23 protein-coding genes are annotated in these 21,421 nt (G+C 39.3%); 13 read left to right on the forward strand and 10 right to left on the reverse strand.

The features are described from left to right. Nucleotides 1–4 precede the first annotated feature (4 nt). The 5 genes from lepB to ACINWC141_RS17800 all read right to left on the reverse strand — a co-directional run bounded on the left by lepB (nt 5) and on the right by ACINWC141_RS17800 (nt 5,420). Entirely contained in the window at nt 5–832 is an 828-nt protein-coding gene (gene lepB, locus ACINWC141_RS17780) for a signal peptidase I (protein WP_004790734.1), read from the reverse strand. A gap of 76 nt (nt 833–908) precedes the next feature. Further along, nucleotides 909–2,726: a translation elongation factor 4 gene (lepA, locus tag ACINWC141_RS17785; protein WP_009393568.1), complete on the reverse strand. Its 1,818-nt coding sequence runs from the start codon at nt 2,724–2,726 to the stop codon at nt 909–911. A 172-nt stretch (nt 2,727–2,898) separates the two neighbouring features. Beyond that, nucleotides 2,899–3,447, reverse strand: coding sequence for a GNAT family N-acetyltransferase (locus ACINWC141_RS17790; RefSeq protein ID WP_009393471.1), 549 nt, complete (start codon nt 3,445–3,447; stop codon nt 2,899–2,901). Between the two features lie 16 nt (nt 3,448–3,463). After that, nucleotides 3,464–3,919, reverse strand: a complete 456-nt coding sequence (locus ACINWC141_RS17795) for an acyl-CoA thioesterase (RefSeq protein ID WP_009393650.1) — start codon at nt 3,917–3,919, stop codon at nt 3,464–3,466. 124 nt (nt 3,920–4,043) lie between these two features. After that, nucleotides 4,044–5,420: a Do family serine endopeptidase gene (locus ACINWC141_RS17800; RefSeq protein WP_009393584.1), complete on the reverse strand. Its 1,377-nt coding sequence runs from the start codon at nt 5,418–5,420 to the stop codon at nt 4,044–4,046. A gap of 230 nt (nt 5,421–5,650) precedes the next feature. Between ACINWC141_RS17800 and nadB the strand changes: the two genes are divergently transcribed. Next, nucleotides 5,651–7,294 carry an L-aspartate oxidase gene (gene nadB / locus ACINWC141_RS17805; protein ID WP_009393724.1) on the forward strand — a complete coding sequence of 548 codons (1,644 nt, stop codon included), beginning with the start codon at nt 5,651–5,653 and terminating at the stop codon, nt 7,292–7,294. A 57-nt stretch (nt 7,295–7,351) separates the two neighbouring features. Here the strand turns inward: nadB and ACINWC141_RS17810 are convergent, their stop codons facing one another. The 4 genes from ACINWC141_RS17810 to pabC form a co-directional block, all read right to left on the reverse strand. Next, complete coding sequence (locus ACINWC141_RS17810) at nt 7,352–7,768, reverse strand: PaaI family thioesterase (protein ID WP_009393656.1); 417 nt, start codon at nt 7,766–7,768, stop codon at nt 7,352–7,354. A 137-nt stretch (nt 7,769–7,905) separates the two neighbouring features. Beyond that, nucleotides 7,906–8,505: a dTMP kinase gene (gene tmk, locus ACINWC141_RS17815; protein WP_009393551.1), complete on the reverse strand. Its 600-nt coding sequence runs from the start codon at nt 8,503–8,505 to the stop codon at nt 7,906–7,908. 9 nt (nt 8,506–8,514) lie between these two features. Then, on the reverse strand, nt 8,515–9,585 hold the full coding sequence (mltG, locus tag ACINWC141_RS17820; protein ID WP_009393661.1) for an endolytic transglycosylase MltG: 1,071 nt from the start codon (nt 9,583–9,585) through the stop codon (nt 8,515–8,517). A 1-nt stretch (nt 9,586) separates the two neighbouring features. Next, a complete protein-coding gene (gene pabC, locus ACINWC141_RS17825) occupies nt 9,587–10,399 on the reverse strand; it encodes an aminodeoxychorismate lyase (RefSeq protein WP_009393629.1) in 813 nt (270 codons plus the stop codon). A gap of 263 nt (nt 10,400–10,662) precedes the next feature. Between pabC and ACINWC141_RS17830 the strand changes: the two genes are divergently transcribed. The 6 genes from ACINWC141_RS17830 to ACINWC141_RS17855 all read left to right on the forward strand — a co-directional run bounded on the left by ACINWC141_RS17830 (nt 10,663) and on the right by ACINWC141_RS17855 (nt 16,172). Then, nucleotides 10,663–11,670 carry a sulfate ABC transporter substrate-binding protein gene (locus ACINWC141_RS17830; RefSeq protein WP_009393632.1) on the forward strand — a complete coding sequence of 336 codons (1,008 nt, stop codon included), beginning with the start codon at nt 10,663–10,665 and terminating at the stop codon, nt 11,668–11,670. Nucleotides 11,671–11,700: 30 nt separating this feature from the next. Beyond that, the gene (locus ACINWC141_RS17835) at nt 11,701–12,309 is read left to right on the forward strand and encodes an alpha/beta hydrolase (protein ID WP_009393545.1); all 609 of its coding nucleotides are present in this window, start codon (nt 11,701–11,703) and stop codon (nt 12,307–12,309) included. Between the two features lie 80 nt (nt 12,310–12,389). Further along, nucleotides 12,390–13,223, forward strand: coding sequence for a sulfate ABC transporter permease subunit CysT (gene cysT / locus ACINWC141_RS17840; RefSeq protein WP_034679088.1), 834 nt, complete (start codon nt 12,390–12,392; stop codon nt 13,221–13,223). Continuing rightward, on the forward strand, nt 13,220–14,104 hold the full coding sequence (cysW, locus tag ACINWC141_RS17845; RefSeq protein WP_009393600.1) for a sulfate ABC transporter permease subunit CysW: 885 nt from the start codon (nt 13,220–13,222) through the stop codon (nt 14,102–14,104). The genes cysT and cysW overlap by 4 nt, the downstream gene beginning before the upstream one ends. 11 nt (nt 14,105–14,115) lie before the next feature. After that, on the forward strand, nt 14,116–15,177 hold the full coding sequence (locus ACINWC141_RS17850) for a sulfate/molybdate ABC transporter ATP-binding protein (RefSeq protein WP_009393420.1): 1,062 nt from the start codon (nt 14,116–14,118) through the stop codon (nt 15,175–15,177). 71 nt (nt 15,178–15,248) lie between these two features. Further along, complete coding sequence (locus ACINWC141_RS17855) at nt 15,249–16,172, forward strand: CysB family HTH-type transcriptional regulator (RefSeq protein WP_009393590.1); 924 nt, start codon at nt 15,249–15,251, stop codon at nt 16,170–16,172. A gap of 88 nt (nt 16,173–16,260) precedes the next feature. Here the strand turns inward: ACINWC141_RS17855 and carO are convergent, their stop codons facing one another. Continuing rightward, entirely contained in the window at nt 16,261–17,001 is a 741-nt protein-coding gene (gene carO / locus ACINWC141_RS17860) for an ornithine uptake porin CarO type 3 (protein ID WP_009393424.1), read from the reverse strand. Nucleotides 17,002–17,295: 294 nt separating this feature from the next. Here carO and dapD point away from each other — a divergent pair, with 294 nt between their 5' ends. From dapD to ACINWC141_RS17890, 6 genes are all read left to right on the forward strand, one after another. Beyond that, nucleotides 17,296–18,117: a 2,3,4,5-tetrahydropyridine-2,6-dicarboxylate N-succinyltransferase gene (gene dapD / locus ACINWC141_RS17865; protein WP_009393559.1), complete on the forward strand. Its 822-nt coding sequence runs from the start codon at nt 17,296–17,298 to the stop codon at nt 18,115–18,117. Nucleotides 18,118–18,195: 78 nt separating this feature from the next. Further along, complete coding sequence (queE, locus tag ACINWC141_RS17870) at nt 18,196–18,906, forward strand: 7-carboxy-7-deazaguanine synthase QueE (protein WP_009393676.1); 711 nt, start codon at nt 18,196–18,198, stop codon at nt 18,904–18,906. A 40-nt stretch (nt 18,907–18,946) separates the two neighbouring features. Further along, entirely contained in the window at nt 18,947–19,615 is a 669-nt protein-coding gene (gene queC / locus ACINWC141_RS17875) for a 7-cyano-7-deazaguanine synthase QueC (protein ID WP_004643680.1), read from the forward strand. Between the two features lie 16 nt (nt 19,616–19,631). Further along, entirely contained in the window at nt 19,632–20,048 is a 417-nt protein-coding gene (locus tag ACINWC141_RS17880) for a hypothetical protein (protein ID WP_003650267.1), read from the forward strand. A 95-nt stretch (nt 20,049–20,143) separates the two neighbouring features. Further along, complete coding sequence (locus ACINWC141_RS17885) at nt 20,144–20,830, forward strand: Dph6-related ATP pyrophosphatase (protein WP_009393696.1); 687 nt, start codon at nt 20,144–20,146, stop codon at nt 20,828–20,830. Nucleotides 20,831–20,848: 18 nt separating this feature from the next. Next, nucleotides 20,849–21,313, forward strand: coding sequence for a peroxiredoxin (locus ACINWC141_RS17890; protein ID WP_009393569.1), 465 nt, complete (start codon nt 20,849–20,851; stop codon nt 21,311–21,313). Nucleotides 21,314–21,421: the final 108 nt, after the last annotated feature.

Here is a 21,421-nt window from a genome sequence, read left to right on the forward strand (position 1 = left end):
GTTTTTAATCTATTTTTCCATTTCGGCCAAAGTTAGGAAGATGTAAACCCGGTTCTTTATGCATCCAGACATAGAATGCTCGTCCTGTTAAATTTTCTTCAGGAACAAAGCCCCAGAAACGACTATCTGCACTTTGATCACGGTTATCCCCCATTGCAAAGTAATGTCCTTTTGGAACAGTCACTTCCCAATATAAACCGTCTTGGTTTGCATATTTACCATTTTCAACATAGTTGATAAACGGTGCTTGACGCGCCACATTTACGCCTTCAAGTTCACGCATTGTAAAGGTGTGCGTACCAATCGTCTCTTTATGATAAATAGACGTTGGTGTATCTAATACATCTTTTTCACGGCTAAACTGTGTTAATACTTTCGGTACTTTTTGTCCGTTAATAATCAATTGTCCATGATCATAAACAAGATGATCACCTGGCAAACCGATTACACGTTTAATATAACTGATGGTAGGTTGAGGTGGATAACGGAATACAATCACATCACCACGCTTTGGTTCTCCCACATCAATAATTTTCTTATTAACGATAGGTAAACGCACACCATAATCAAATTTATTAACCAGAATAAAATCACCAGTTTCTAAAGTAGGTACCATAGAGTCTGATGGAATATTAAATGGTTCGTAAAGGAATGAACGAAGTACAAGTACTACAGCTAAAACTGGCCAAAAGTCATAAGCCCATGTAATAACAAAATTTTCGTTCCCGCGCCCTTTATTTGCACGCTGTTTGAATACAAGTTTATCTAACAACCACACTGCAAATAGAATCAGCGTAACTGGAACAAGAATTAAATTAAAATCAAAATCCACACGACCTCACTCGCAGCCTAGCTGCTTGTCTTAAAGTAGGGGAAAGTAATGTCTTACTCCCCCCGACCTTCATTTCTTATCTTTCTACTTTCAATACAGCCAAGAACGCTTCTTGTGGAATTTCAACGCTTCCCACTTGTTTCATACGTTTCTTACCTTCTTTTTGTTTAGAAAGTAGTTTTTTCTTACGTGAAACGTCACCACCATAACATTTTGCTAATACGTTTTTACGCATCGCTTTTACAGTAGAACGAGCAATAATTTGTGCACCGATAGCTGCTTGAATAGCAACGTCGTACATTTGGCGAGGAATCAAATCTTTCATTTTCTCAACCAATGCAATACCACGATGACGCGCGTCATTACGGTGACAAATCATAGCCAAGGCATCAACCTTGTCACTATTAATTAATACATCAACCTTAACTAAAGCTGAACTTTCGAAACGCACAAAGTTATAGTCTAGCGATGCAAAACCACGCGAGCATGATTTTAATTTATCAAAGAAATCCATAACGACTTCAGCCATTGGGATTTCAAAGGTAATAGAAACTTGATTACCCAAGAATTTCATATCTTTTTGAACACCACGGCGTTCAATACAAAGGGTCATTACATTCCCTAAATATTCTTGCGGAACAAGGATATGACACTCTGCAATCGGTTCACGCAAATCTTCTACAGTAGATCCGTCTGGCATTTTTGATGGACTATCGATATAAATCGTTTCGCCCTTCTTGGTTAATGCTTCATAAATTACGGTAGGTGCAGAACTGATGAGATCAAGATCATACTCACGCTCTAAACGCTCTTGTACAATCTCCATGTGTAGCATCCCTAAGAAACCACAACGGAAACCAAAACCTAATGCATCTGAACTTTCTGGTTCAAAGAATAGAGCCGAGTCATTAATCTGCAATTTTTGTAGCGCTTCACGGAATGGCTCAAAATCACTCGCATCAATCGGGAAAAGACCAGCATAAACCTGTGGTTTAACCTTTTTGAAACCCGGTAAAATCGCAACATCAGGTGTAGATGCAAGCGTAATAGTGTCACCTACTGGTGCACCAAAAATATCTTTAATACCCGCAATAACAAAACCTACTTCACCAGCTTCAAGAATATCTGTTTCAGTATGCTTAGGATTAAATACACCCACTGAAGTTACCGGATGAGTTTGACCTGTCGATTTAACCAACATTTTGTCGCCCTTACGGATACGACCTTGTTTAATACGTACAAGAGAAACTACGCCTAGGTAGTTATCAAACCATGAGTCGATAATTAATGCTTGCAATGGAGCATCACGATCGCCTTCAGGCGCTGGAATAACATCGACTAAACGTTCTAAAACACCTTCAACACCTAAACCAGTTTTTGCCGAACAGGTTGGTGCATCAGTTGCTTCAATTCCGATAATTTCTTCAATTTCATGAATTACACGTTCAGGTTCAGCCTGCGGTAAATCAATTTTATTTAAAATAGGAAGAACTTCGAGACCTTGTTCAATCGCCGTATAACAGTTTGCAACTGATTGTGCTTCTACGCCTTGTGCAGCATCTACAACCAATAGCGCACCCTCACATGCAGCTAATGAACGAGAAACTTCATACGAGAAGTCTACGTGTCCAGGAGTATCAATAAAGTTAAGTTGATATTCCTGACCATTAGGATGGGTGTAATACAGCGTGACAGAAGCGGCTTTAATGGTAATCCCACGTTCGCGCTCAAGCTCCATTGAGTCTAAGACTTGAGCTTGCATTTCACGATCTTGTAGACCACCACACATCTGAATAAAACGGTCAGCCAATGTAGACTTACCATGGTCAATGTGAGCAATAATCGAGAAATTTCGTATATTTTTGATATCGACGGATTTTTTAGCTTGCGCCATGGGTTACCTTGAGAAAATATAGAGTGCTATGTAGCTTGTTTTAATACACAGCCAAAGCAGTTAAATAAATTGCGTGAGATTATAACAGATTGCAGATATGAAAAAGACATAAATTCTTTCTTTTAAAAAAGCTTTCTAAACTTCTCAACATAACAAACTATTTCGCTTTAAATCAGTACAGCTTCAGCTCAAATTTAAGCAGACTTGCAGATAAATTATTGGCAGTATTACTAGCTGTCTTTCCAATCAATTCGAATCCAAGTTTGTAAACAACTTGCTGAGATCTAATGTTTGGTTCAAAAATTTCAGCCCAAACATATTTTATTTGTTGTCGGAATAACCCCTCTTGTTTCAGATAGTGGATTAGGCCTGTAAGCGCTTCTTGCATATATCCCGCACCCCATGCACGAGGATGAAGCTCATAGCCAATGACTACCGCAAAATCATCACCAATCGGTTTGATGGCATTTACCCCACATGTTCCCAGCATAGTTCCATCTTGTTTAAGACGAATAGCATGTCGAAAACCTAGCTGTTCGTCCCATTTTTTATGCATTTTTTCAATCAAAGCCTGAGCTTCTGCTAATGAAGTAAAAGCTTTTAAATCATAAAATTCGAGTACGTTTGAATTTGAAAATAATTCAAAGACAAAATTCTTGTCATCTTCAGTAAGATTACTTAAGACTAATCGATCAGTTTCTATAGAAAATAAATACTCCAAATTTCAGCCTCTCTTTTTACTTGTGAGCATACGAAATAGTAAAATCATACGGATTTATGTTTGAATCAAGCGGCTTGTATGCATGAGTAAAAGTTGGAGACATTCGTTTTGGGCGTCCTGTGGCAATTTCAATACATGCCCATTTAGTATTTCCAACAAATAATACAGCCTGATCTGATGGACGGAAAAATACATACTGGCGGAACGAATAAAGAGCGTTAATGTCATCTAACCATGTGCGCAATACAAGTTGTTCGCCTTCAAATGCAGCTTTACGATATTGCACATGATGCTCAACCGCGACCATTGCATGTTTTAGCTCAAGATATTTAGTTACCCCTACTCCTAATGTTTCAACATGAGCAGCAGCGACATCTTGCATCCACTGTACATACATCACATTATTCACATGTCCTAACGCATCAATATGATGTGGCTGTACCTGAATATGTAAATCAAAAATACTACTCACAAATGTTCACTCTTATTTATTAACTTTTAAACTGAAATAAGTGTAGGTAGATATCACTATACGCTCAAGATAAATAACAAAAAACCACCCATGTTTAGGGTGGCTCATTGTTGCTTTTTTAAGTTTATTGGATACGTAAACCCAGCATTGCACGTTGTCCTTGACGAATAATGGCAACACGAGCTACCGTATTTTTTTGCAAGTTAGAAACAACTTTTGCAAAATCCTGACTATTTAAAATCTGGTTATTGTTGACTTGAACAATCACATCACCCGGAATGATATTTGACAATGATGCTAAGCCACCACGGCGAACATCTTGTACATAGATACCACCTTTTACACTTAAAGCACTTTTCTCTGGTTCAGCCAAATCACGAATACTCATTCCTAAAACTGGTCCTTTAGATACAGCACTTTGCGCACCTGTGGCAGGTGTTTCATCTGGAGCGGTCGTTAAGGTCGCAGAAATATTACGGGTTTTATCATCACGTAATACTTCGAACTGAACAGTTTGATTTGGCTGTACTTTGTTTAACGCATAGAGTAAATCACTCGTACGAAGTACAGATGCACCATTTAATTTTAAAATCACATCCCCAGCTCTAAGACCTGCTTTTTGTGCAGGCGAGTTCGGAGAAATTTGAGTAATTAAAGCACCTTCAGGTTTTGGTAACTTATAGGCCTCTGCAAGGTTTCGGTCAATATCTTGCATCATCACACCAAGATAAGAGCGTGTTACCTTACCTTTAGTTTTAAGCTGTTCGGCAACATCCATCGCTACGTCAATCGGGATAGAGAAAGACAAGCCCATATAGCCGCCAGTACCACTAAATATTCGAGAGTTTACGCCGACCACTTCACCATTTTGGTTAAACAATGGACCACCAGAGTTACCCGGGTTTAACGCAACATCAGTTTGAATAAATGGTACCGAAGTTTCACCACTCATATTTCGTGATTTAGCACTGACAATACCTGCCGAAGCTGAGTAATCAAAACCAAAAGGCGAACCAATGGCTAAAACTGGTTCTCCGACACGTAAACGGTCAACATTCCCTACTCGTAAAGCTGGGTAGCTATTTCCGGTCACCTTTAATAAGGCAACATCTGTACGCTCATCACTACCAACCACCGTTGCATCAATTTCACGGCGGTCATTTAAAGTAATACTGATGCGTGAGGCATTTTCAATCACATGGTGGTTGGTGAGTAGATAACCATCTTTACTAATAAAGAATGCACTACCATATGCGGTTTTTTCTTGTGGACCTTGTTGCTGTGGAATGATGACCTGATTTCCAAAGAAACGTTTTAAAATTTCAGGAACTTGCTGCTGCAATAATTCATCCTGAGTCATTTTTTTTACGACGTTTACACTCACCACTGCTGGACTAACTTGTTCAACGAGGTTTGAAAAATCAACAGCAGCATTTGCCTGAACAGCAGCAACTGTAAATACCGCTGCATACATTCCTTGTTGTAAATAGCGAGTTTTCATTCGGTGCTCACCCACAATTGGTCTACGAGAATAAGAATAAAACTGTTGTATCACAACACTTTGGGGTTGTGCGTAACAATATGTTTATTTGTAAGACATCATCACAATCATTATTTTACGCATTGCAACTTTTTAAGCCAATTGCAATTTTTCTCTGAGTTAGAGCGCTTAGGCTCTTGCCTTTTTAGATAAAAAGGGGTGTCATTAGCGGACGTTTTAGATTGTTGCGAATGGACATGCCTAATTTACAGACAATTCACCACTTTGACGTGATTATTGTGGGCAGCGGCGGTGCTGGTTTAAGTCTGGCTTTATCGTTACCAAATCATTTTAATATTGCAGTTTTAGCCAAAGCTGCTTTAACCGAAGCAAGTACCTTCTATGCCCAAGGTGGTGTTGCTGCTGTTCTGGATGAGACCGACTCTATTCAACAGCACATTAATGACACTATGATTGCAGGTGCTCATTTATGTGAAATGGATGCGGTACAACATACTGTAGAAGGCGGCCGCCCTTCTGTTGATTTTCTTTTAAAACAAGGCGTGCAATTTACTCTCGATGAAGATGAACAACTTCACTTAACTCGCGAAGGTGGTCACTCTCAGCGCCGCATTATCCATTCAGCTGATGCAACAGGTAAAGCCATTTCAACCACCTTGGTTGAACGTGCTAAAGAACGTAAAAATATTACTATTTTTGAAAACTATATTGCGATTGATTTAATTACTTCGCATAAGGTAGGTTATACCGACCAAGCGAATCGCGCTATTGGTTTATATGCATTAGATGAAAATACTGAAAAGGTTCATACCTTCCTTGCACCATTCACCGCGCTAGCTTGCGGCGGTGCGATGAAAGCTTATCTATACACATCTAATCCAGATATTGCCACAGGTGATGGTATTGCAATGGCCTTCCGTGCAGGATGCCGTGTAGCCAATATGGAATTTAATCAGTTCCATCCAACTTGCCTGTACCATCCACAAGCCCGCTCTTTTTTAATTACCGAAGCTATGCGTGGTGAAGGTGCTTATTTGCGCCTACCTGATGGCGAACGTTTTATGTTGCGTTTTGACGATCGTGCAGAACTGGCTCCTCGCGATATTGTGGCACGTACAATTGACCACGAAATCAAGCGTCTCGGTATTCGTCACGTGTGGTTAGATATTACCCACAAATCACCTGAGTTTATTAAAGAGCACTTCCCTACACTTTATGCACGATTGCTTGAGTTAGGTATCGACATTACCAAAGACATGATTCCAGTGGTGCCAGCAGCTCACTATACATGTGGTGGTGTTGTAGTTGACTCAAATAGCCAGACAGATATTGAAGGCTTATATGCGATTGGTGAGACTTCTTATACGGGTTTACATGGTGCAAACCGTATGGCAAGTAACTCATTACTTGAGTGCTTCGTTTATGGTATGAGCGCAGCAAAAGATATCGAAAATAAATTTGATGAAAACTTCAAATTACCTGAAGTACCCACTTGGGATGACTCACAAGTAACCAACCCTGATGAAGATGTGGTGATTTTACAAAACTGGGATGAGTTACGTTCGACCATGTGGAACTACGTTGGTATTGTAAGAACTACAAAACGTTTAGAACGTGCTTTGCACCGTATTGAAATGTTAAAGCGTGAAATCACTGAGTATTATCAAGACTACCGTGTTAGCAAAAACCTGATTGAGCTACGTAACCTTGTTCTCGTTTCGGAAATGATTGTTCGCTGTGCTATGCAACGCAAAGAATCACGCGGTCTACATTACACGCTTGATTATCCAGAAACGTCGAGTGAGATTCGTAAAACAGTTCTAACACCGCCAAATTTTGCAGTAGAACAGCCATTGGTTAATACTGATATTTAAGCTGTTTTTCTATAAAAAAGCACAGTTCAGACTGTGCTTTTTTATTTGCTTTGATATTTATGGTCTAGGTGGAATTGAATAAGTCGCGGTCACATGCGCAACAGGTTCATCCAAACCGACCGAATAAATCCAAACCTCACCCACCACTAAACTCTTTCCTACTTTCATGAGCTTACATTCACTACGTAAGTCTTGATCACCAGCAGGTTTTCTTAAAAAATTAATATTAAAGTTGGTGGTTACAGCTAAACCAACAATACCGATTTCCCCTAATATCGCAATATATAAAGCAAAGTCTGCCAAAGTCATCATGGTTGGACCAGATATGGTGCCACCAGGACGTTGATGTCTTTGATCGACATGATAATAAACAACCGCTGCTTTGGGTGTGACTGATTCAATCGTGCAATGTTCAAGACTTGGTGGAAATTCCTTTTCAAGAAATGCCACGATTTCTTCTTTTGAGCTTTTCATCCTTGTTATTCTTCAATCTATAAATCATATGTAAGATAGCATAAGAAAATAACAGATATTTTCTATGACGTTTTAAATCAGAATTAACGTCATTTTTCACCACTCCCGTAAAATATGAGAGTGGCTCACCCAATTACTTAGCCTAAATATTGCAAAGCTTGCTCAAATACCTGATCAGGACTTTGTGTTGCATCTAATCGCTTAATACGCTCCGGTTCAGCTTTCCACAAGGTTTCATAACCTTCACGAACCTTAGTAAAAAAACTTAACTTTTCTTGTTCAAAACGATCTAAAGCTCCGCGTTCACGTGCACGGTCCATCCCGAGTTCAATCGGGGCATCTAACCAGAAAGTCACCTCTGGCATGCGTAAAACAAAGTTCTGATTTAAAAGCTGTAATTTATGTTGGCTTAAACCACGACCAGAACATTGATAAGCAAAACTTGCATCAGTAAAACGATCGCTTAATACAATTTTATTAGATTCTAGAGCTGGCAAAATGACCTGTTGTAAGTGTTGAGCACGTGCCGCATAAATGAGTAGCAACTCTGTATCATGACTCATATTTTCGTCATGGTTCACTGCCAAAAGCATAGAACGTATTTGTTCTGCTAACGGCGTACCCCCCGGTTCACGTGTTAAAACAACTTGTTTACCTTGCTCTTCAAAATACTGATGAATTTTTCGAATGAGTGTAGTTTTACCTACCCCTTCCGTGCCTTCAAAGCTAATAAACATCTCTTTTCCTTATTTCTTCGATCTCAACACGGATAAGTACTCTTGCACCGCTTGATTATGCGCTTGCAAGCTTGCCGTAAATTTATGCCCACCATTGCCAGTCGCTACAAAATAGATGTTATTTGAGTCATCTGGGTGTAACGCTGCTTCAATTGCTTTTTGGCTTGGTAAAGCAATTGGCGTTGGCGGTAAGCCATTAATAGTATAAGTATTATATGCAGTTGGGGTACGGAGGTCTTCTCGAGTAATATTGCCTTTATAATTATTACCCATACCGTAAATAACAGTTGGATCCGTTTGTAAACGCATACCAATTTTTAAACGACGAACAAAAACGCCTGAAACTTGTGTAAGTTCACTGTCTAAACTTGTTTCTTTCTCAACAATAGAAGCCATAATTAATGCTTCATATTTATCTTTATAAGGTAAATTCGGTGCACGATTTGCCCAAGCTGCATCTAGAGCTTTCATTTGACGGTGGTATAAATCGGTAAGAATTTTCTTATCTGTTTCACCTTTGGCAAAGAAATAAGTATTAGGTGCGAACAAACCTTCAGGATGCCCATAAGGAATCCCAAGCGCCTTCATCAGCTGATCATCTGGTAAATCTAATATTGTATTTTTTACGTTTTTATCATTTTTGAGTGCAGTAATAAGCTGTTTAAAAGTTGTACCTTCAATGACCAAGACACGGTTCATCTGAGCATTATCTGCATCAGATAGCATTTCTAATACTTCTCTTACACTCATTCCCTGTTCAATTTCATACACACCAGCTTTCATACTGTCATGAATCATAAACTTCTGATAAAGCTTTAATACCACTGGAAAGCTAATTTTGCCTTCTTTCGCCAAACGATCAATAAAACCAGAATAGGTTTCACCAGATGTAATGGATAACATCTGTTTTTTGCCTTCAATAGGATAAGCTTTAAATAGACTCGACCATAAAATGGCAAAAGTAGAAATTAAAATAATAAAAAGGCCAATTAGAACCAATCGCTTAGAAAATTTTGGAGCTTGTTTTTTGTTATTTTTCTTGGCGTTTTTTGCTTTCGCATTCACAGGTGGCTTCGGCATATTAATGAATCTGATTTAAGTTAAGGATATGAAATAAATCTATGCATGCCTGTGTTTCTAGCGTTTTCTCACCTAAATGAGTGACTACTCGCATAGGGTTTAAAGCATTACAAAAGAATAGACTTTGTATTTCAGATACTTCATCCAACTCAATTACACGTACTTCACAGGCAATACCATGGTGCTGCATACGCGCCAGAATTTCTGCCCGCATTACACCGTGGACGCCATTATAGCGAAGTTCCGGAGTAATCCATCTATCATTTAAGCGAATAAAACAATTACTGCTGACTCCTTCAACAATATAACCTTGTACATCAGTAACTAATGCTTCAGCCCACCCTAGTTGATCTGCTTCTTTTTTTAGCACTACTTGTTCAAGACGGTTTAAAGATTTAAGCCCGACCAAGCTCGGCATGGTTAAACCTAAAGCCTGATTTAAAACTCCGCACTGGATAAAGTCTGGCTGAAATTGCTCTAAAGCTTTCGGATAAAACCAGATATAAATATCGGCGTCATGCTTTGGCAAACTATAACCACGGTCACCTATCCCACGACTAATCACAATTTTTAAAGTGCCGTTCAGCACGAGGTTCTGCTTTTGTAGTTGTTGTAAGCTCTGCTCTATTAATTCAAAATCCGCAGTTAAAGACAGTTTTTGACATGCAAGTTTTAGACGCTCCCAATGTCTTTCTTGAAGCTCAATTTTATTTTCAAAAACACGAATTGTGGTAAAGCATCCATCCCCATAATGAAATGCTCGATCCAGTAAAGGAATGGTTTCAACAGGTTGCCCATTTTTAAAACACCACATGTTTAATTCACCCTTTGCTAAAAACCACCCAACAATACAACACCTTTCATTTAAATAATAAATGACTGATTTTAAAAAATTATACCGATTTCGTATCTACTTTTGAAACTTGTTATATATCAAGATTTAAGAATTACTTATCTCTTTTTACTATTTCTATTTTTTTCATATTAAATTCGTTTTTTATTATTTTTTTAGAATAAAGACTAGCGCTATTCTGCGTTCATGTTTTGAACATTTCATATTTTTTGAGGACTTATCTCATGCGTTTTTCTCAATTAAAAGTCGGGGTTATCGCTGCACTTCTATCTGTTTCATCATTTGCAGCTCAAGAATTTTTAAACGTTTCTTACGACCCTACTCGTGAGTTATATACAGATTTCAATAAACAGTTCGGTACTTACTGGAAACAACGTACTGGTCAAGATATTGAGTTCAAACAATCACACGGCGGTTCTGGCAAACAGGCGCGTGCAGTGATTGATGGCCTCAATGCAGATGTAGTGACATTAGCACTTGCGGCTGATATTGACGAAATTGCGGAAAAAGCAAAATTACTTCCAGCTGACTGGCAGAAAAAACTGCCACAGAACTCTACCCCATACACTTCAACAATTGTGTTTTTAGTGCGTAAAGGTAATCCAAAGCAAATTAAAGACTGGGCTGATTTAATCAAACCAGGCGTAGAAATTATTACGCCAAACCCGAAAACCTCAGGTGGTGCCCGTTGGAATTATCTAGCAGCGTGGGCTTGGGCAAAACATCAACCAGGTGGCAATGATGCAAAAGCACAAGAGTATGTTCGTCAAATTTATAAACATACTAAAGTTCTAGATTCTGGTGCTCGTGGCGCAACCACAACTTTTGCTGAACGTGGCATTGGTGACGTATTACTGGCTTGGGAAAATGAGGCTCATTTAGCTCTTCGTGAACAACCAGGCAAATTCGAAATTATTACCCCGTCTCTTTCAATTTTGGCCGAACCTCCAGTCGCAATTGTAGAAAAGAATGCAACTAAAAAAGGCAACTTAACCATTGCTAAAGGCTATCTCAACTACTTGTATTCACCAGCTGGCCAAGAAATTGCAGCACGTAACTTCTACCGCCCGCGTAATGCAGCCGTTCTTAAGAAATACAGCAATGTATTTAAGCCATTGAAACTCGTTACGATCGACAAAGAGTTTGGTGGTTGGACGAAGGTACAAAAACAACACTTCGACAATGGTGGTGTTTTCGATCAAATCGTGAAAATCAATAGTGCAGAGAAGTAATTCTTTGTACTAAAGATAAGGAGAACAGACATGATTCACACTGTAATTGTTCCGGGTGTAGGTGGAAGTGAACAACAGCATTGGCAATCTTGGTTGCAGCGTAAACTCGTGTCTAGTTCTCGTGTTGAGCAAAAAAACTGGGATAGACCCGTATTAAGCGAATGGGTTGAGCAATTCGTTAAAACAGTTCAAGTAGCGCCAGCTCCTATACAAATTGTTGCTCATAGCTTTGGTTGCTTAACAAGTGTGGCTGCTCTAGCAGAGTATCCAGAGTTAAAAAACCGAGTTAAGAAACTTATTTTAGTCGCTCCAGCAAATCCAGCACGCTTTGGGGAAGCAGGATTTGCTCGACATAGTTTGACCGACTTCAAAGAGTATTTTCATCAGTTAAAGATTGATGTGCCAACATCTCTTCTCATTAGTGAAAATGATCCATGGCTCGGTTTTTTTGATGCTTTACAACTTGCGAATGCATGGAAATTAAATCCGGTTAACCTTGGTGAAGTCGGCCATATTAATGTTGCCTCAGGTTTTGGACCGTTTCCGGATTTGCTGAATTATTTGATTCCAGAAGATTCGATGTGTAGTCACTCATCTATCGACCCGGTAAAGACTCATTTCTCTTTGAAATTTGCTTAATACCCATCCTTATATTGCACCGTTTATCTTTATTTATTCGCTTACTGGTTTCAGCAGGCTTTTCTCTTTGAGGAAATATCATGTCGCAGCGATCCCGAGTGCTGCCTGGGTTTGGTCTATCTTTGGGCTTCACCCTCGCCTATGTATCTTTTATTGTGCTTATTCCATTAGCCGCAGTCTTTATCAAATCATTTGGAATCGGATGGGACGGGTTATGGGAAATTTTAACGTCTGAGCGTATTTTAAAATCGCTTCAACTCAGTTTTAGTTCAGCTTTAATAGCAGCCTTTATTAATGTTGTGTTTGGCCTACTTCTGGCTTGGTGCCTTGTACGCTATAACTTTCCTGGAAAACGTCTGGTTGATGCATTAGTTGATCTACCTTTTGCCCTTCCAACCGCAGTTGCAGGTATTGCACTGACTTCGCTCTATGCCCCTACTGGCTGGCTTGGTCAATATTTAGAACCCTTGGGCATTCAGGTCGCATATAGTCCAATTGGTATTACATTGGCATTGGTTTTCATTGGTATTCCATTCATTGTAAGAACAGTACAACCTGTACTTAGTGATATTGAAACCGAGCTTGAAGAAGCAGCTTCGGCACTTGGCGCGAATCGCTGGCAAACTATTACTAAAATTATTTTACCGATATTACTACCGGCTCTATTCACAGGTTTTGCTTTAGCATTTGCCCGCGGCGTGGGTGAATATGGTTCGGTTATTTTTATTGCGGGTAACCAGCCATTTAAAACAGAAATTGCGCCACTTATGATCATTTCACGCCTTGAAGAATATGATTACGCAGGTGCAACCACTATTGCTGCGGTCATGTTAGTTCTCTCTTTCATTATTTTATTTGCCATTAATTTACTTCAAGCGTGGGCGAACCGTCGTACAGGGAGAAATGTCACATGAACCTACATACAGACAGCAATGCACTTGCCTTGAAATTGCAATCTCGTGACGCGACACGTGAGCCGACTTGGGTACGTTATACCCTAATTACCATTGCACTGATTTTCTTTCTCAGCTGCCTGATGTTGCCACTTATTTTGGTTTTCGTTGAAGCATTTAAACAGGGACTTGAAGTCTATGTTCAGGCTTTGATTGATCCAGATACATTATCAGCAGTGAAGTTAACATTACTCACCGCAGCAATTGCAGTTCCGATTAACGTGATATTTGGTGTGGCTGCAGCTTGGGCGGTTTCTAAGTTCCAGTTTAAAGGTAAGGCAATTTTAACCACTATCATTGATATGCCTTTTTCGGTTTCACCTGTTATTGCAGGCTTAATGATCGTATTGATTTTTGGCGCACAAGGTTGGTTAGGCGGCTGGTTAATGGACCACGACATTAAGATTTTATATGCCGTGCCTGGAATTGTTTTAGCCACTATCTTTATTACGGTTCCCTTTGTAGCACGTGAATTAATTCCACTCATGGAAGCTCAAGGAACTGAAGAGGAAGAAGCAGCAATTGTACTCGGTGCATCAGGATGGCAAACCTTTTGGAAAGTGACACTTCCAAACATTAAATGGGGTTTGATTTACGGCGTGATTCTGTGTAATGCCCGCGCAATGGGTGAATTTGGTGCAGTATCGGTAGTTTCCGGCCACATCCGCGGTGAAACCAATACCCTGCCACTTCATGTCGAAATTTTATATAACGAGTACACCTTTAGCGCAGCGTTTGCCGTGTCCTCATTACTTGCTTTCTTAGCCCTATTAACACTGATATTGAAAACGTGGTTAGAACTACATCAAGACAAACCAGAACCGCATTCAACTGATTCGTAAGGAATGAAATCATGAGTATTCAAGTTAAAAATATTGAAAAACACTTTGGTGCATTCCATGCGCTTAAAAATATTTCGCTAGATTTTCCGGAAGGTGAACTGGTTGCCCTACTCGGCCCATCTGGTTGCGGTAAAACAACCCTACTTCGAATTATTGCAGGTCTAGAATCAGCTGATGGCGGTCAAGTGTTACTTGAAGGTGAAGATGCAACCAATGTACATGTGCGTGAGCGTCAGGTCGGCTTTGTATTTCAGCACTATGCTTTATTTCGTCACATGACTGTGTTTGACAATATTGCCTTTGGATTACGTGTTCGTCCTCGTGCAACACGTCCTTCAGAAGCTGAAATTAAAAAACGTGTTACTCGTTTACTTGATCTAGTTCAACTTGGATTTTTGGCAGATCGCTACCCTGCTCAGCTCTCGGGCGGACAACGTCAGCGTATTGCTTTAGCCCGTGCTTTGGCAGTCGAACCACGAGTATTATTACTTGATGAACCATTTGGTGCTCTAGATGCCAAAGTCCGTAAGGAGTTACGTCGCTGGTTACGTAACTTGCACGATGAATTGCATATCACTTCAATTTTTGTGACCCACGATCAAGAAGAAGCACTTGAAGTTGCAGATCAGATTATTGTCATGAATAAAGGTAATGTCGAGCAGATCGGTTCACCGCGTGAAGTTTATGAAAAACCATCAACACCATTTGTATTTGATTTCTTGGGTCAGGCAAATCGTTTTGAAGGTGAAAACACAGACGGTATTATCCGTATTGGCAATGACCGTATTCAATTACCAACGTTAGTTGAAGCGCCTCAAGGAAAAGTGATTGCTTTTGCCCGTCCAGATGAGTTACATATTCACTCGCAACCGCAAGCGAATACGATTGAAGCGACGTTTGTACGTGAAATCTGGATTGCTGGAAAAGTTGTGGCGGAATTACAAGACCGTAATGGACGTTTAATTGAGATTGCTCTGAGCAATGAAGCTGCAAAATTACATGCGTTTAAACCAAATCAAACTGTTTGGGTGAGTGCATCTCAACTGCACTTATTTGCAGATCAAGTTGCTTAAGAAATATATTTGGTGAGGAAATATCTGGCGGAACTAAAGCCCGTCCTCACCTCTTTTGAGGAAAAGAGTTAATGAACTTTCAACAATTAAGAATTATCCGAGAAACTGTACGCCAAAACTTTAACTTAACCGAAGCATCGGCTGCACTCTACACGTCTCAATCGGGTGTAAGTAAGCATATTAAAGATTTAGAAGATGAGCTAGGTGTACAACTTTTTATACGAAAAGGTAAACGTCTTTTAGGTTTAACCGAACCAGGACAATCTCTTCTTGGCATCGTTGAACGCATGTTAGTTGATGCTGAAAATATTAAACGCCTTGCAGAAGACTTTAATAAAGTTGATGAAGGAACATTAACGATCGCGACTACCCATACTCAGGCACGTTATGTACTGCCTCCGATCGTCAATCAATTTAAGAAGTTATTTCCTAAAGTTCATTTAATTTTACAACAAGCTAGCCCTGTTGAAATTTCAGAAATGCTCTTACAAGGTGAAGCAGATATCGGAATTGCGACAGAGTCTTTAACAACTGAAGAAAATCTAGCAAGTATTCCTTACTATCAATGGCAACACAGTATTATTACACCGCAAAATCATCCTTTAGTGCAGGCAGAAAAGATTACGCTTGAACTTTTAGCGGACTATCCACTTATTACTTATCATGGCGGTTTTACAGGTCGATCTAAAATTGACAAAGCCTTTGAAGAAGCTCAACTTGATGCCGATATTGTAATGTCAGCTCTTGATGCGGATGTGATCAAGACTTATGTCGAGCTCGGCATGGGCGTTGGGATTGTCAATGATGTGGCCTATGACACAGAACGTGATCATCGCTTAAAACAAACTAAAACTGATATTTTTGGTGTCAATACAACATGGATTGCGGTTCGTAAAGGCCATTTACTACGCGGCTATGGTTACGAGTTTATTTCTTTATGCTCACCTGATGCTGATATTAAAGCACTTAAGAAAATTGCTTACCCAGATGAATAAAGATTAAAAATAAATAAAAGAGCTTTTTAGCTCTTTTATTTTATTAGACGTAAAAAAAACGAGCCGTAGCTCGTTTTTTTTTAAGATCTTACCAGTAGAAGTTCACACCAACTTTACCAACTGGTAACCATTGGTATTTATCGTCATTCGCGATTTTACGCGCTTCTGCATTTACTGCTTCTTCAAGCGATTGATCACCAGTTGTAACTGCTGAACCTGTTGAAACAAGTTTTACGGATGGATTCCCAGTATAGTAAGCACCGACCTCACCGAAAACACCCCAGTTTTTATTGATCTTAGGTGCAAAACCAAAACCTAAGTATGGAGCGATATCATTTTTGTAAGACATCTGACCATTAATTTTTACACCATCGGCACCCGCAATAAAGTCTTGATTATTGACACGGAATGAACGAGTTGCATCAACATTACGAGTCAAATCATAGTCATTATCAAGGTATGCTGCACCAGCTGCTACATATAAGCCTTGAGCCCAACGGTTAGTACTTGCACCCCATGGACGAATTTCGGCATTTAAATAAATATTGTTGTTATCCATGTCGATGTCATAAGTTGAGCCGTTGACTTTCACATCATCAGACCAAGAAATGTCACCACCATTATAACCAAGTGCCAAACCTACATATGGGTTTGCTTGCCACAATAAAGCACCGCCGTAACCAGTTGTACCTACCTCAGCACGCGCCCCCACAGGAATTAATTGGTTTTTGTCAAATGCGTAGCTGTCATGAACAACAGCTTCATCTGCCATTACAGCACCAGCAGCGAATAAAGCTGTTGTTGTTACTAATACACGTAATGCTTTCATAGTTTTCTCCTCAAAAGGCTCTGTTTTTAATTTATTCATCTTGTGACTGAAATCATAATAAAGAGAGCTTAGTGTCTTTTTTATACAAAAAGTGCTAGATTTCTGTTATTTTTTGATACAAATTGAGTTAAATTTTTATTTTCAAATCATTTTTGTGTAAAAAACACTTGATTATCTAATAAGCTTATTTTGATTTAACCTATTTATATCCTCAATTAAACGTAACACGTTTTTTCAAAGATTCTTGTCACAAATTAGTGTAAAATCTTTAAAATTTTTTATGGAAGGAAGATCATGTCTCAGCTTTCTACGATCATTGAGCAAGCATTTGAAGACCGCGCAAATTTTACTGCAGCAGATTGCCCAAGCGAAATCCGCCAAGCTGTTGAAGAAGCAATTGCTGGTTTAGATAACGGTACACTTCGAGTTGCTGAAAAAATCAATGGTGAATGGGTTGTTCATCAATGGTTAAAAAAAGCTGTTTTATTATCATTTAAACTCAATGACAATAAGCCAATCGAGTCATGTGATCTTCGTTTCTACGACAAAGTTGAAACTAAATTCTCTGGTTGGACTGAAGAACAATTTAAAGCTGCAGGTGTTCGTGTTGTTCCTCCTGCTGTGGCACGTCGTGGTAGCTTCCAAGCTAAAAACGTAGTGTTAATGCCATCTTATGTCAACATTGGCGCTTATGTAGATGAAGGCACAATGGTTGATACATGGGCAACTGTAGGTTCATGTGCACAAATTGGTAAAAATGTTCACTTGTCTGGTGGTGTAGGTATCGGTGGTGTTTTAGAGCCATTACAAGCGAATCCAACTATTATTGAAGACAACTGCTTTATTGGTGCGCGTTCAGAAATCGTTGAAGGCGTGATTGTTGAAGAAGGCTCAGTAATTTCAATGGGCGTTTTCATTGGTCAATCAACTAAGATTTATGACCGTGAAACTGGCGAAATCCATTATGGTCGTGTTCCAGCAGGTTCAGTTGTTGTAGCAGGTAGCCTACCTTCTGCTGATGGTAAATACAGCTTATACGCTGCAATCATTGTGAAAAAAGTTGATGCACAGACACGTGCAAAAACTAGTTTGAACGATTTGTTACGCGCTGACTAATTTCAGTTTGATCAAACATCTCTACGGTCAACACTGATCGTAGAGATTTTATTTTTTATATAGTGTGGTATTTCTAGAATGGCTTCCTTACGTTCCTCTGCAATTCCTGTCTCAGACCCTGCGTCCGGTTTACGCATTACCGAGATTTTTTACTCGTTGCAGGGTGAAGCAAACGCCTCTGGCCTACCGACTGTATTTATCCGTCTAACAGGCTGTCCGCTACGTTGTAGCTATTGTGATACCACTTATTCTTTTGAAGGTGGTGAACGCTTTTCACTTGAACATATCATTGAAACAGCTACCCAATTTCAAACGCCTTATATTTGTGTAACGGGTGGCGAACCTCTTGCACAGCCAAACTGTTTGATTTTATTACAACGTCTATGTGAAGCAGGCTTTGATGTTTCTTTGGAAACCAGTGGCGCGCTCGATGTCTCAAAAGTAGATTCGCGTGTTTCTAAAGTTCTCGATTTAAAAACTCCAACTTCTGGTGAAGAACATCGCAACCTCATCAGTAATCTTGATCATTTGACTGCACATGACCAAATTAAATTTGTCATTTGTAATCGCAAAGATTATGAATGGTCAAAGCAACAAGTTGAAAAATATCAACTGCATAAAAAAGTCAGTACCGTTTGGTTCTCCCCTGCCTTTGCAGTTGAAAAAGGTGCTGTTGGCCTGCCGCGTTTAGCACGTGATCTGGCACAGTGGATACTTGATGATAAACTCCTTGTTCGCTTCCAGCTCCAGTTACATAAACTGCTCTGGAACGATGAATCAGGACGTTAATCATTCAATAAAATAAATTATTCCGAATATGGAGAAAAATATGCGCCCTCGTGCCATTGTTTTACTTTCAGGCGGCTTAGACTCAACCACTTGCCTAGCTTGGGCACAAGCACGCTATGAATGTATTGCTATTAGTTTTATGTATGGTCAACGCTCAACCACTGAACTTGATGCAGCAAAAGCATTAACTCAACGTGCAGGGGTTGAGCATCGTGTAATTAATATCGATTTGGCTAATTTAGGTGGATCTGCACTTACAGATCACAACATTGCCGTACCAGAACAGTTACAAGAAGGTATTCCTGTAACTTATGTACCAGCGCGTAACACTATTTTCCTCTCTTATGCTCTAGCGGCAGCCGAAGTATTTAATGCCGAAGCGATTGTTATTGGTATCAATGCTGTTGATTATTCAGGATATCCTGATTGTCGTCCTGAATTTATTGATGCTTTTGCCAATATGGCACGCTTAGCAACTAAAGCTGGCGTAGAAGGAAAACCACTTAAGTTTGAAACACCCCTGTTACATTTATCCAAAGCGAATATCATACGTTTAGGGATTGAACATGGCGTAGACTATAGTCAAACGGTATCTTGCTATCAAGCAGATGCTCAAGGACGTGCGTGTGGCAAATGTGACAGTTGCCGTTTGCGTAAAGAAGGCTTTATCGAGGCTGGTGTTGCCGACCCAACACGCTATATACCGTAATAAGTAGGTAAAATTTATGAAGTTGTTAAAATCAAATCTTATTCTTTCATCTTTGTTTTCAACAGTTGCTCTTATGGCTGGTGCAGCACATGCTGCCGAAAACCCAGTTCAAGCAGCATATAAAAGTACTAACGTTAAAGGTGCATTAGTTAACGTTTGTAAAGATCAAACAGCTAAAGGTGGCAAACTAAGCTCATCTGAAGTGAGCAAATTCTGTAGTTGCCAAGTTGAAGCACAAGGTAAAGTGACTGAAGCACAAAAATGGGAAATCCAAAGTGCGATCAATGCGAAGAAAAGCCCAAGCTCTCTAGGATTTGTACAACAACAAAACCGTGATCTTAAAGCATGTTTCGGTCCTCAGTTAACAACTAAGCTTGAAAAATTAACTGAAGATGCAATGAAAGCAGCTCAACAACAAGCTCCTAAAAAATAATTTTTAGTTATTCCAAATTAAGCCTGCATTTATGCAGGCTTTTTTGTAGCTCTGTTAAAATAATATCGATTTGACCAATTCATTCGAAATAAACCATGCAAGAACAATGGAAAACCAATGCAATAAACAAAACGTCTATTGTCTCATTCAGTGGTGGTAAAGACAGCTCCCTTGCACTTTACCATGCAATGAAAACTGGCACGGTGAGTGGACTCATTATCATGCTTGAAGAACAAGGCCAACGCTCTCGTTCGCATGCTATGCCACTTGATATTATTCAAGCTCAAGCTGAAGCAGTCGGCCTACCCATATTTAGGGCTTCATCAAGCTGGAATGACTATGAAGCTAAATTTATTGAATTACTCATTCAGGCAAAACAACAAGGTGCCGAGGTACTTGTTACAGGTGATCTAGATATGCCTGAACATGGGTGTTGGCATGATCGAATTACTCAACAAGTGGGTCTTCAATTAGGAATGCCTCTTTGGCTCCGTCCACACCGTGAGGTTGTTGAAGAATTTATCAATCTTGGTTTCCGTAGTGTCATTGTGACAGTAAACTTAAAACTAGGAATGACAATTGAAGATTTAGGTAAAACCTTAACTTTAGAATATATCCGAGAGCTTGAAAACCGTGGCATTGATCCATGTGGTGAAGGCGGTGAATTTCATACAACTGTGATTGACGGACCAATTTTTAACAAACCAATTCCTGTAAGAAAGCTCGATATTGTTTATCATGAGGAATATGCTTTTTTACCACTTGAATTAGATCAAATTTAGCTTTTTGAAGGATGAGAAATGACTGAGAATATCCAATTACCAAATCAGGTGTTCCCAACAACGCAAGGTGAAGTGAACTTGAATGAGGTTGAAAATGAATGGTTAATCATTTACTTCTACCCTAAAGATTCAACTCCAGGATGTACAACCCAAGCAGTTGGTTTTTCTTGTTTGAAAGATCAGTTTGATGCTTTAGGTACGCGTATTTATGGTATTTCACGTGACTCAGTAAAAGCACATCAAAACTTTACTGAAAAGCAAGCGCTTACGATTGATCTAATTAGTGATAAAGACGAAGTATTGTGTCAGCACTTCGATGTAATTAAAGAAAAAAATATGTATGGGAAAAAAGTAATGGGTATTGAACGCTCTACTTTTATTTTCCATAACAAAACTTTAGTTAAAAGCTATCGCAAAGTTAAAGCTGCTGGGCATGCAGAACAAGTTCTAGAAGACTTAAAAACCCTCCAAACGGCTTCATAAACTTAACAAACAAAAAAGCGAGTTTCTTGCTCGCTTTTTTGTTTGCAAACTATTACCCAACAATTTGACTTTGGCGTATCATAAAAATATTAGAATAATTATTTTATG

It is taken from the genome of Acinetobacter sp. WC-141, assembly GCF_000313935.1.
Lineage (GTDB): Bacteria > Pseudomonadota > Gammaproteobacteria > Pseudomonadales > Moraxellaceae > Acinetobacter.

What these genes read in the sequence shown, in the direction of transcription:
- lepA (WP_009393568.1), bottom strand. Translation starts at nt 2,726, where the DNA reads ATGGCGCAAGCTAAAAAATCCGTCGATATCAAAAATATACGAAATTTC.
- ACINWC141_RS17800 (WP_009393584.1), bottom strand. Translation starts at nt 5,420, where the DNA reads ATGAAAACTCGCTATTTACAACAAGGAATGTATGCAGCGGTATTTACA.
- nadB (WP_009393724.1), top strand. Translation starts at nt 5,651, where the DNA reads ATGGACATGCCTAATTTACAGACAATTCACCACTTTGACGTGATTATT.
- ACINWC141_RS17810 (WP_009393656.1), bottom strand. Translation starts at nt 7,768, where the DNA reads ATGAAAAGCTCAAAAGAAGAAATCGTGGCATTTCTTGAAAAGGAATTT.
- tmk (WP_009393551.1), bottom strand. Translation starts at nt 8,505, where the DNA reads ATGTTTATTAGCTTTGAAGGCACGGAAGGGGTAGGTAAAACTACACTC.
- mltG (WP_009393661.1), bottom strand. Translation starts at nt 9,585, where the DNA reads ATGCCGAAGCCACCTGTGAATGCGAAAGCAAAAAACGCCAAGAAAAAT.
- pabC (WP_009393629.1), bottom strand. Translation starts at nt 10,399, where the DNA reads ATGTGGTGTTTTAAAAATGGGCAACCTGTTGAAACCATTCCTTTACTG.
- ACINWC141_RS17830 (WP_009393632.1), top strand. Translation starts at nt 10,663, where the DNA reads ATGCGTTTTTCTCAATTAAAAGTCGGGGTTATCGCTGCACTTCTATCT.
- ACINWC141_RS17835 (WP_009393545.1), top strand. Translation starts at nt 11,701, where the DNA reads ATGATTCACACTGTAATTGTTCCGGGTGTAGGTGGAAGTGAACAACAG.
- cysT (WP_034679088.1), top strand. Translation starts at nt 12,390, where the DNA reads ATGTCGCAGCGATCCCGAGTGCTGCCTGGGTTTGGTCTATCTTTGGGC.
- cysW (WP_009393600.1), top strand. Translation starts at nt 13,220, where the DNA reads ATGAACCTACATACAGACAGCAATGCACTTGCCTTGAAATTGCAATCT.
- ACINWC141_RS17850 (WP_009393420.1), top strand. Translation starts at nt 14,116, where the DNA reads ATGAGTATTCAAGTTAAAAATATTGAAAAACACTTTGGTGCATTCCAT.
- ACINWC141_RS17855 (WP_009393590.1), top strand. Translation starts at nt 15,249, where the DNA reads ATGAACTTTCAACAATTAAGAATTATCCGAGAAACTGTACGCCAAAAC.
- carO (WP_009393424.1), bottom strand. Translation starts at nt 17,001, where the DNA reads ATGAAAGCATTACGTGTATTAGTAACAACAACAGCTTTATTCGCTGCT.
- dapD (WP_009393559.1), top strand. Translation starts at nt 17,296, where the DNA reads ATGTCTCAGCTTTCTACGATCATTGAGCAAGCATTTGAAGACCGCGCA.
- queE (WP_009393676.1), top strand. Translation starts at nt 18,196, where the DNA reads ATGGCTTCCTTACGTTCCTCTGCAATTCCTGTCTCAGACCCTGCGTCC.
- queC (WP_004643680.1), top strand. Translation starts at nt 18,947, where the DNA reads ATGCGCCCTCGTGCCATTGTTTTACTTTCAGGCGGCTTAGACTCAACC.
- ACINWC141_RS17880 (WP_003650267.1), top strand. Translation starts at nt 19,632, where the DNA reads ATGAAGTTGTTAAAATCAAATCTTATTCTTTCATCTTTGTTTTCAACA.
- ACINWC141_RS17885 (WP_009393696.1), top strand. Translation starts at nt 20,144, where the DNA reads ATGCAAGAACAATGGAAAACCAATGCAATAAACAAAACGTCTATTGTC.
- ACINWC141_RS17890 (WP_009393569.1), top strand. Translation starts at nt 20,849, where the DNA reads ATGACTGAGAATATCCAATTACCAAATCAGGTGTTCCCAACAACGCAA.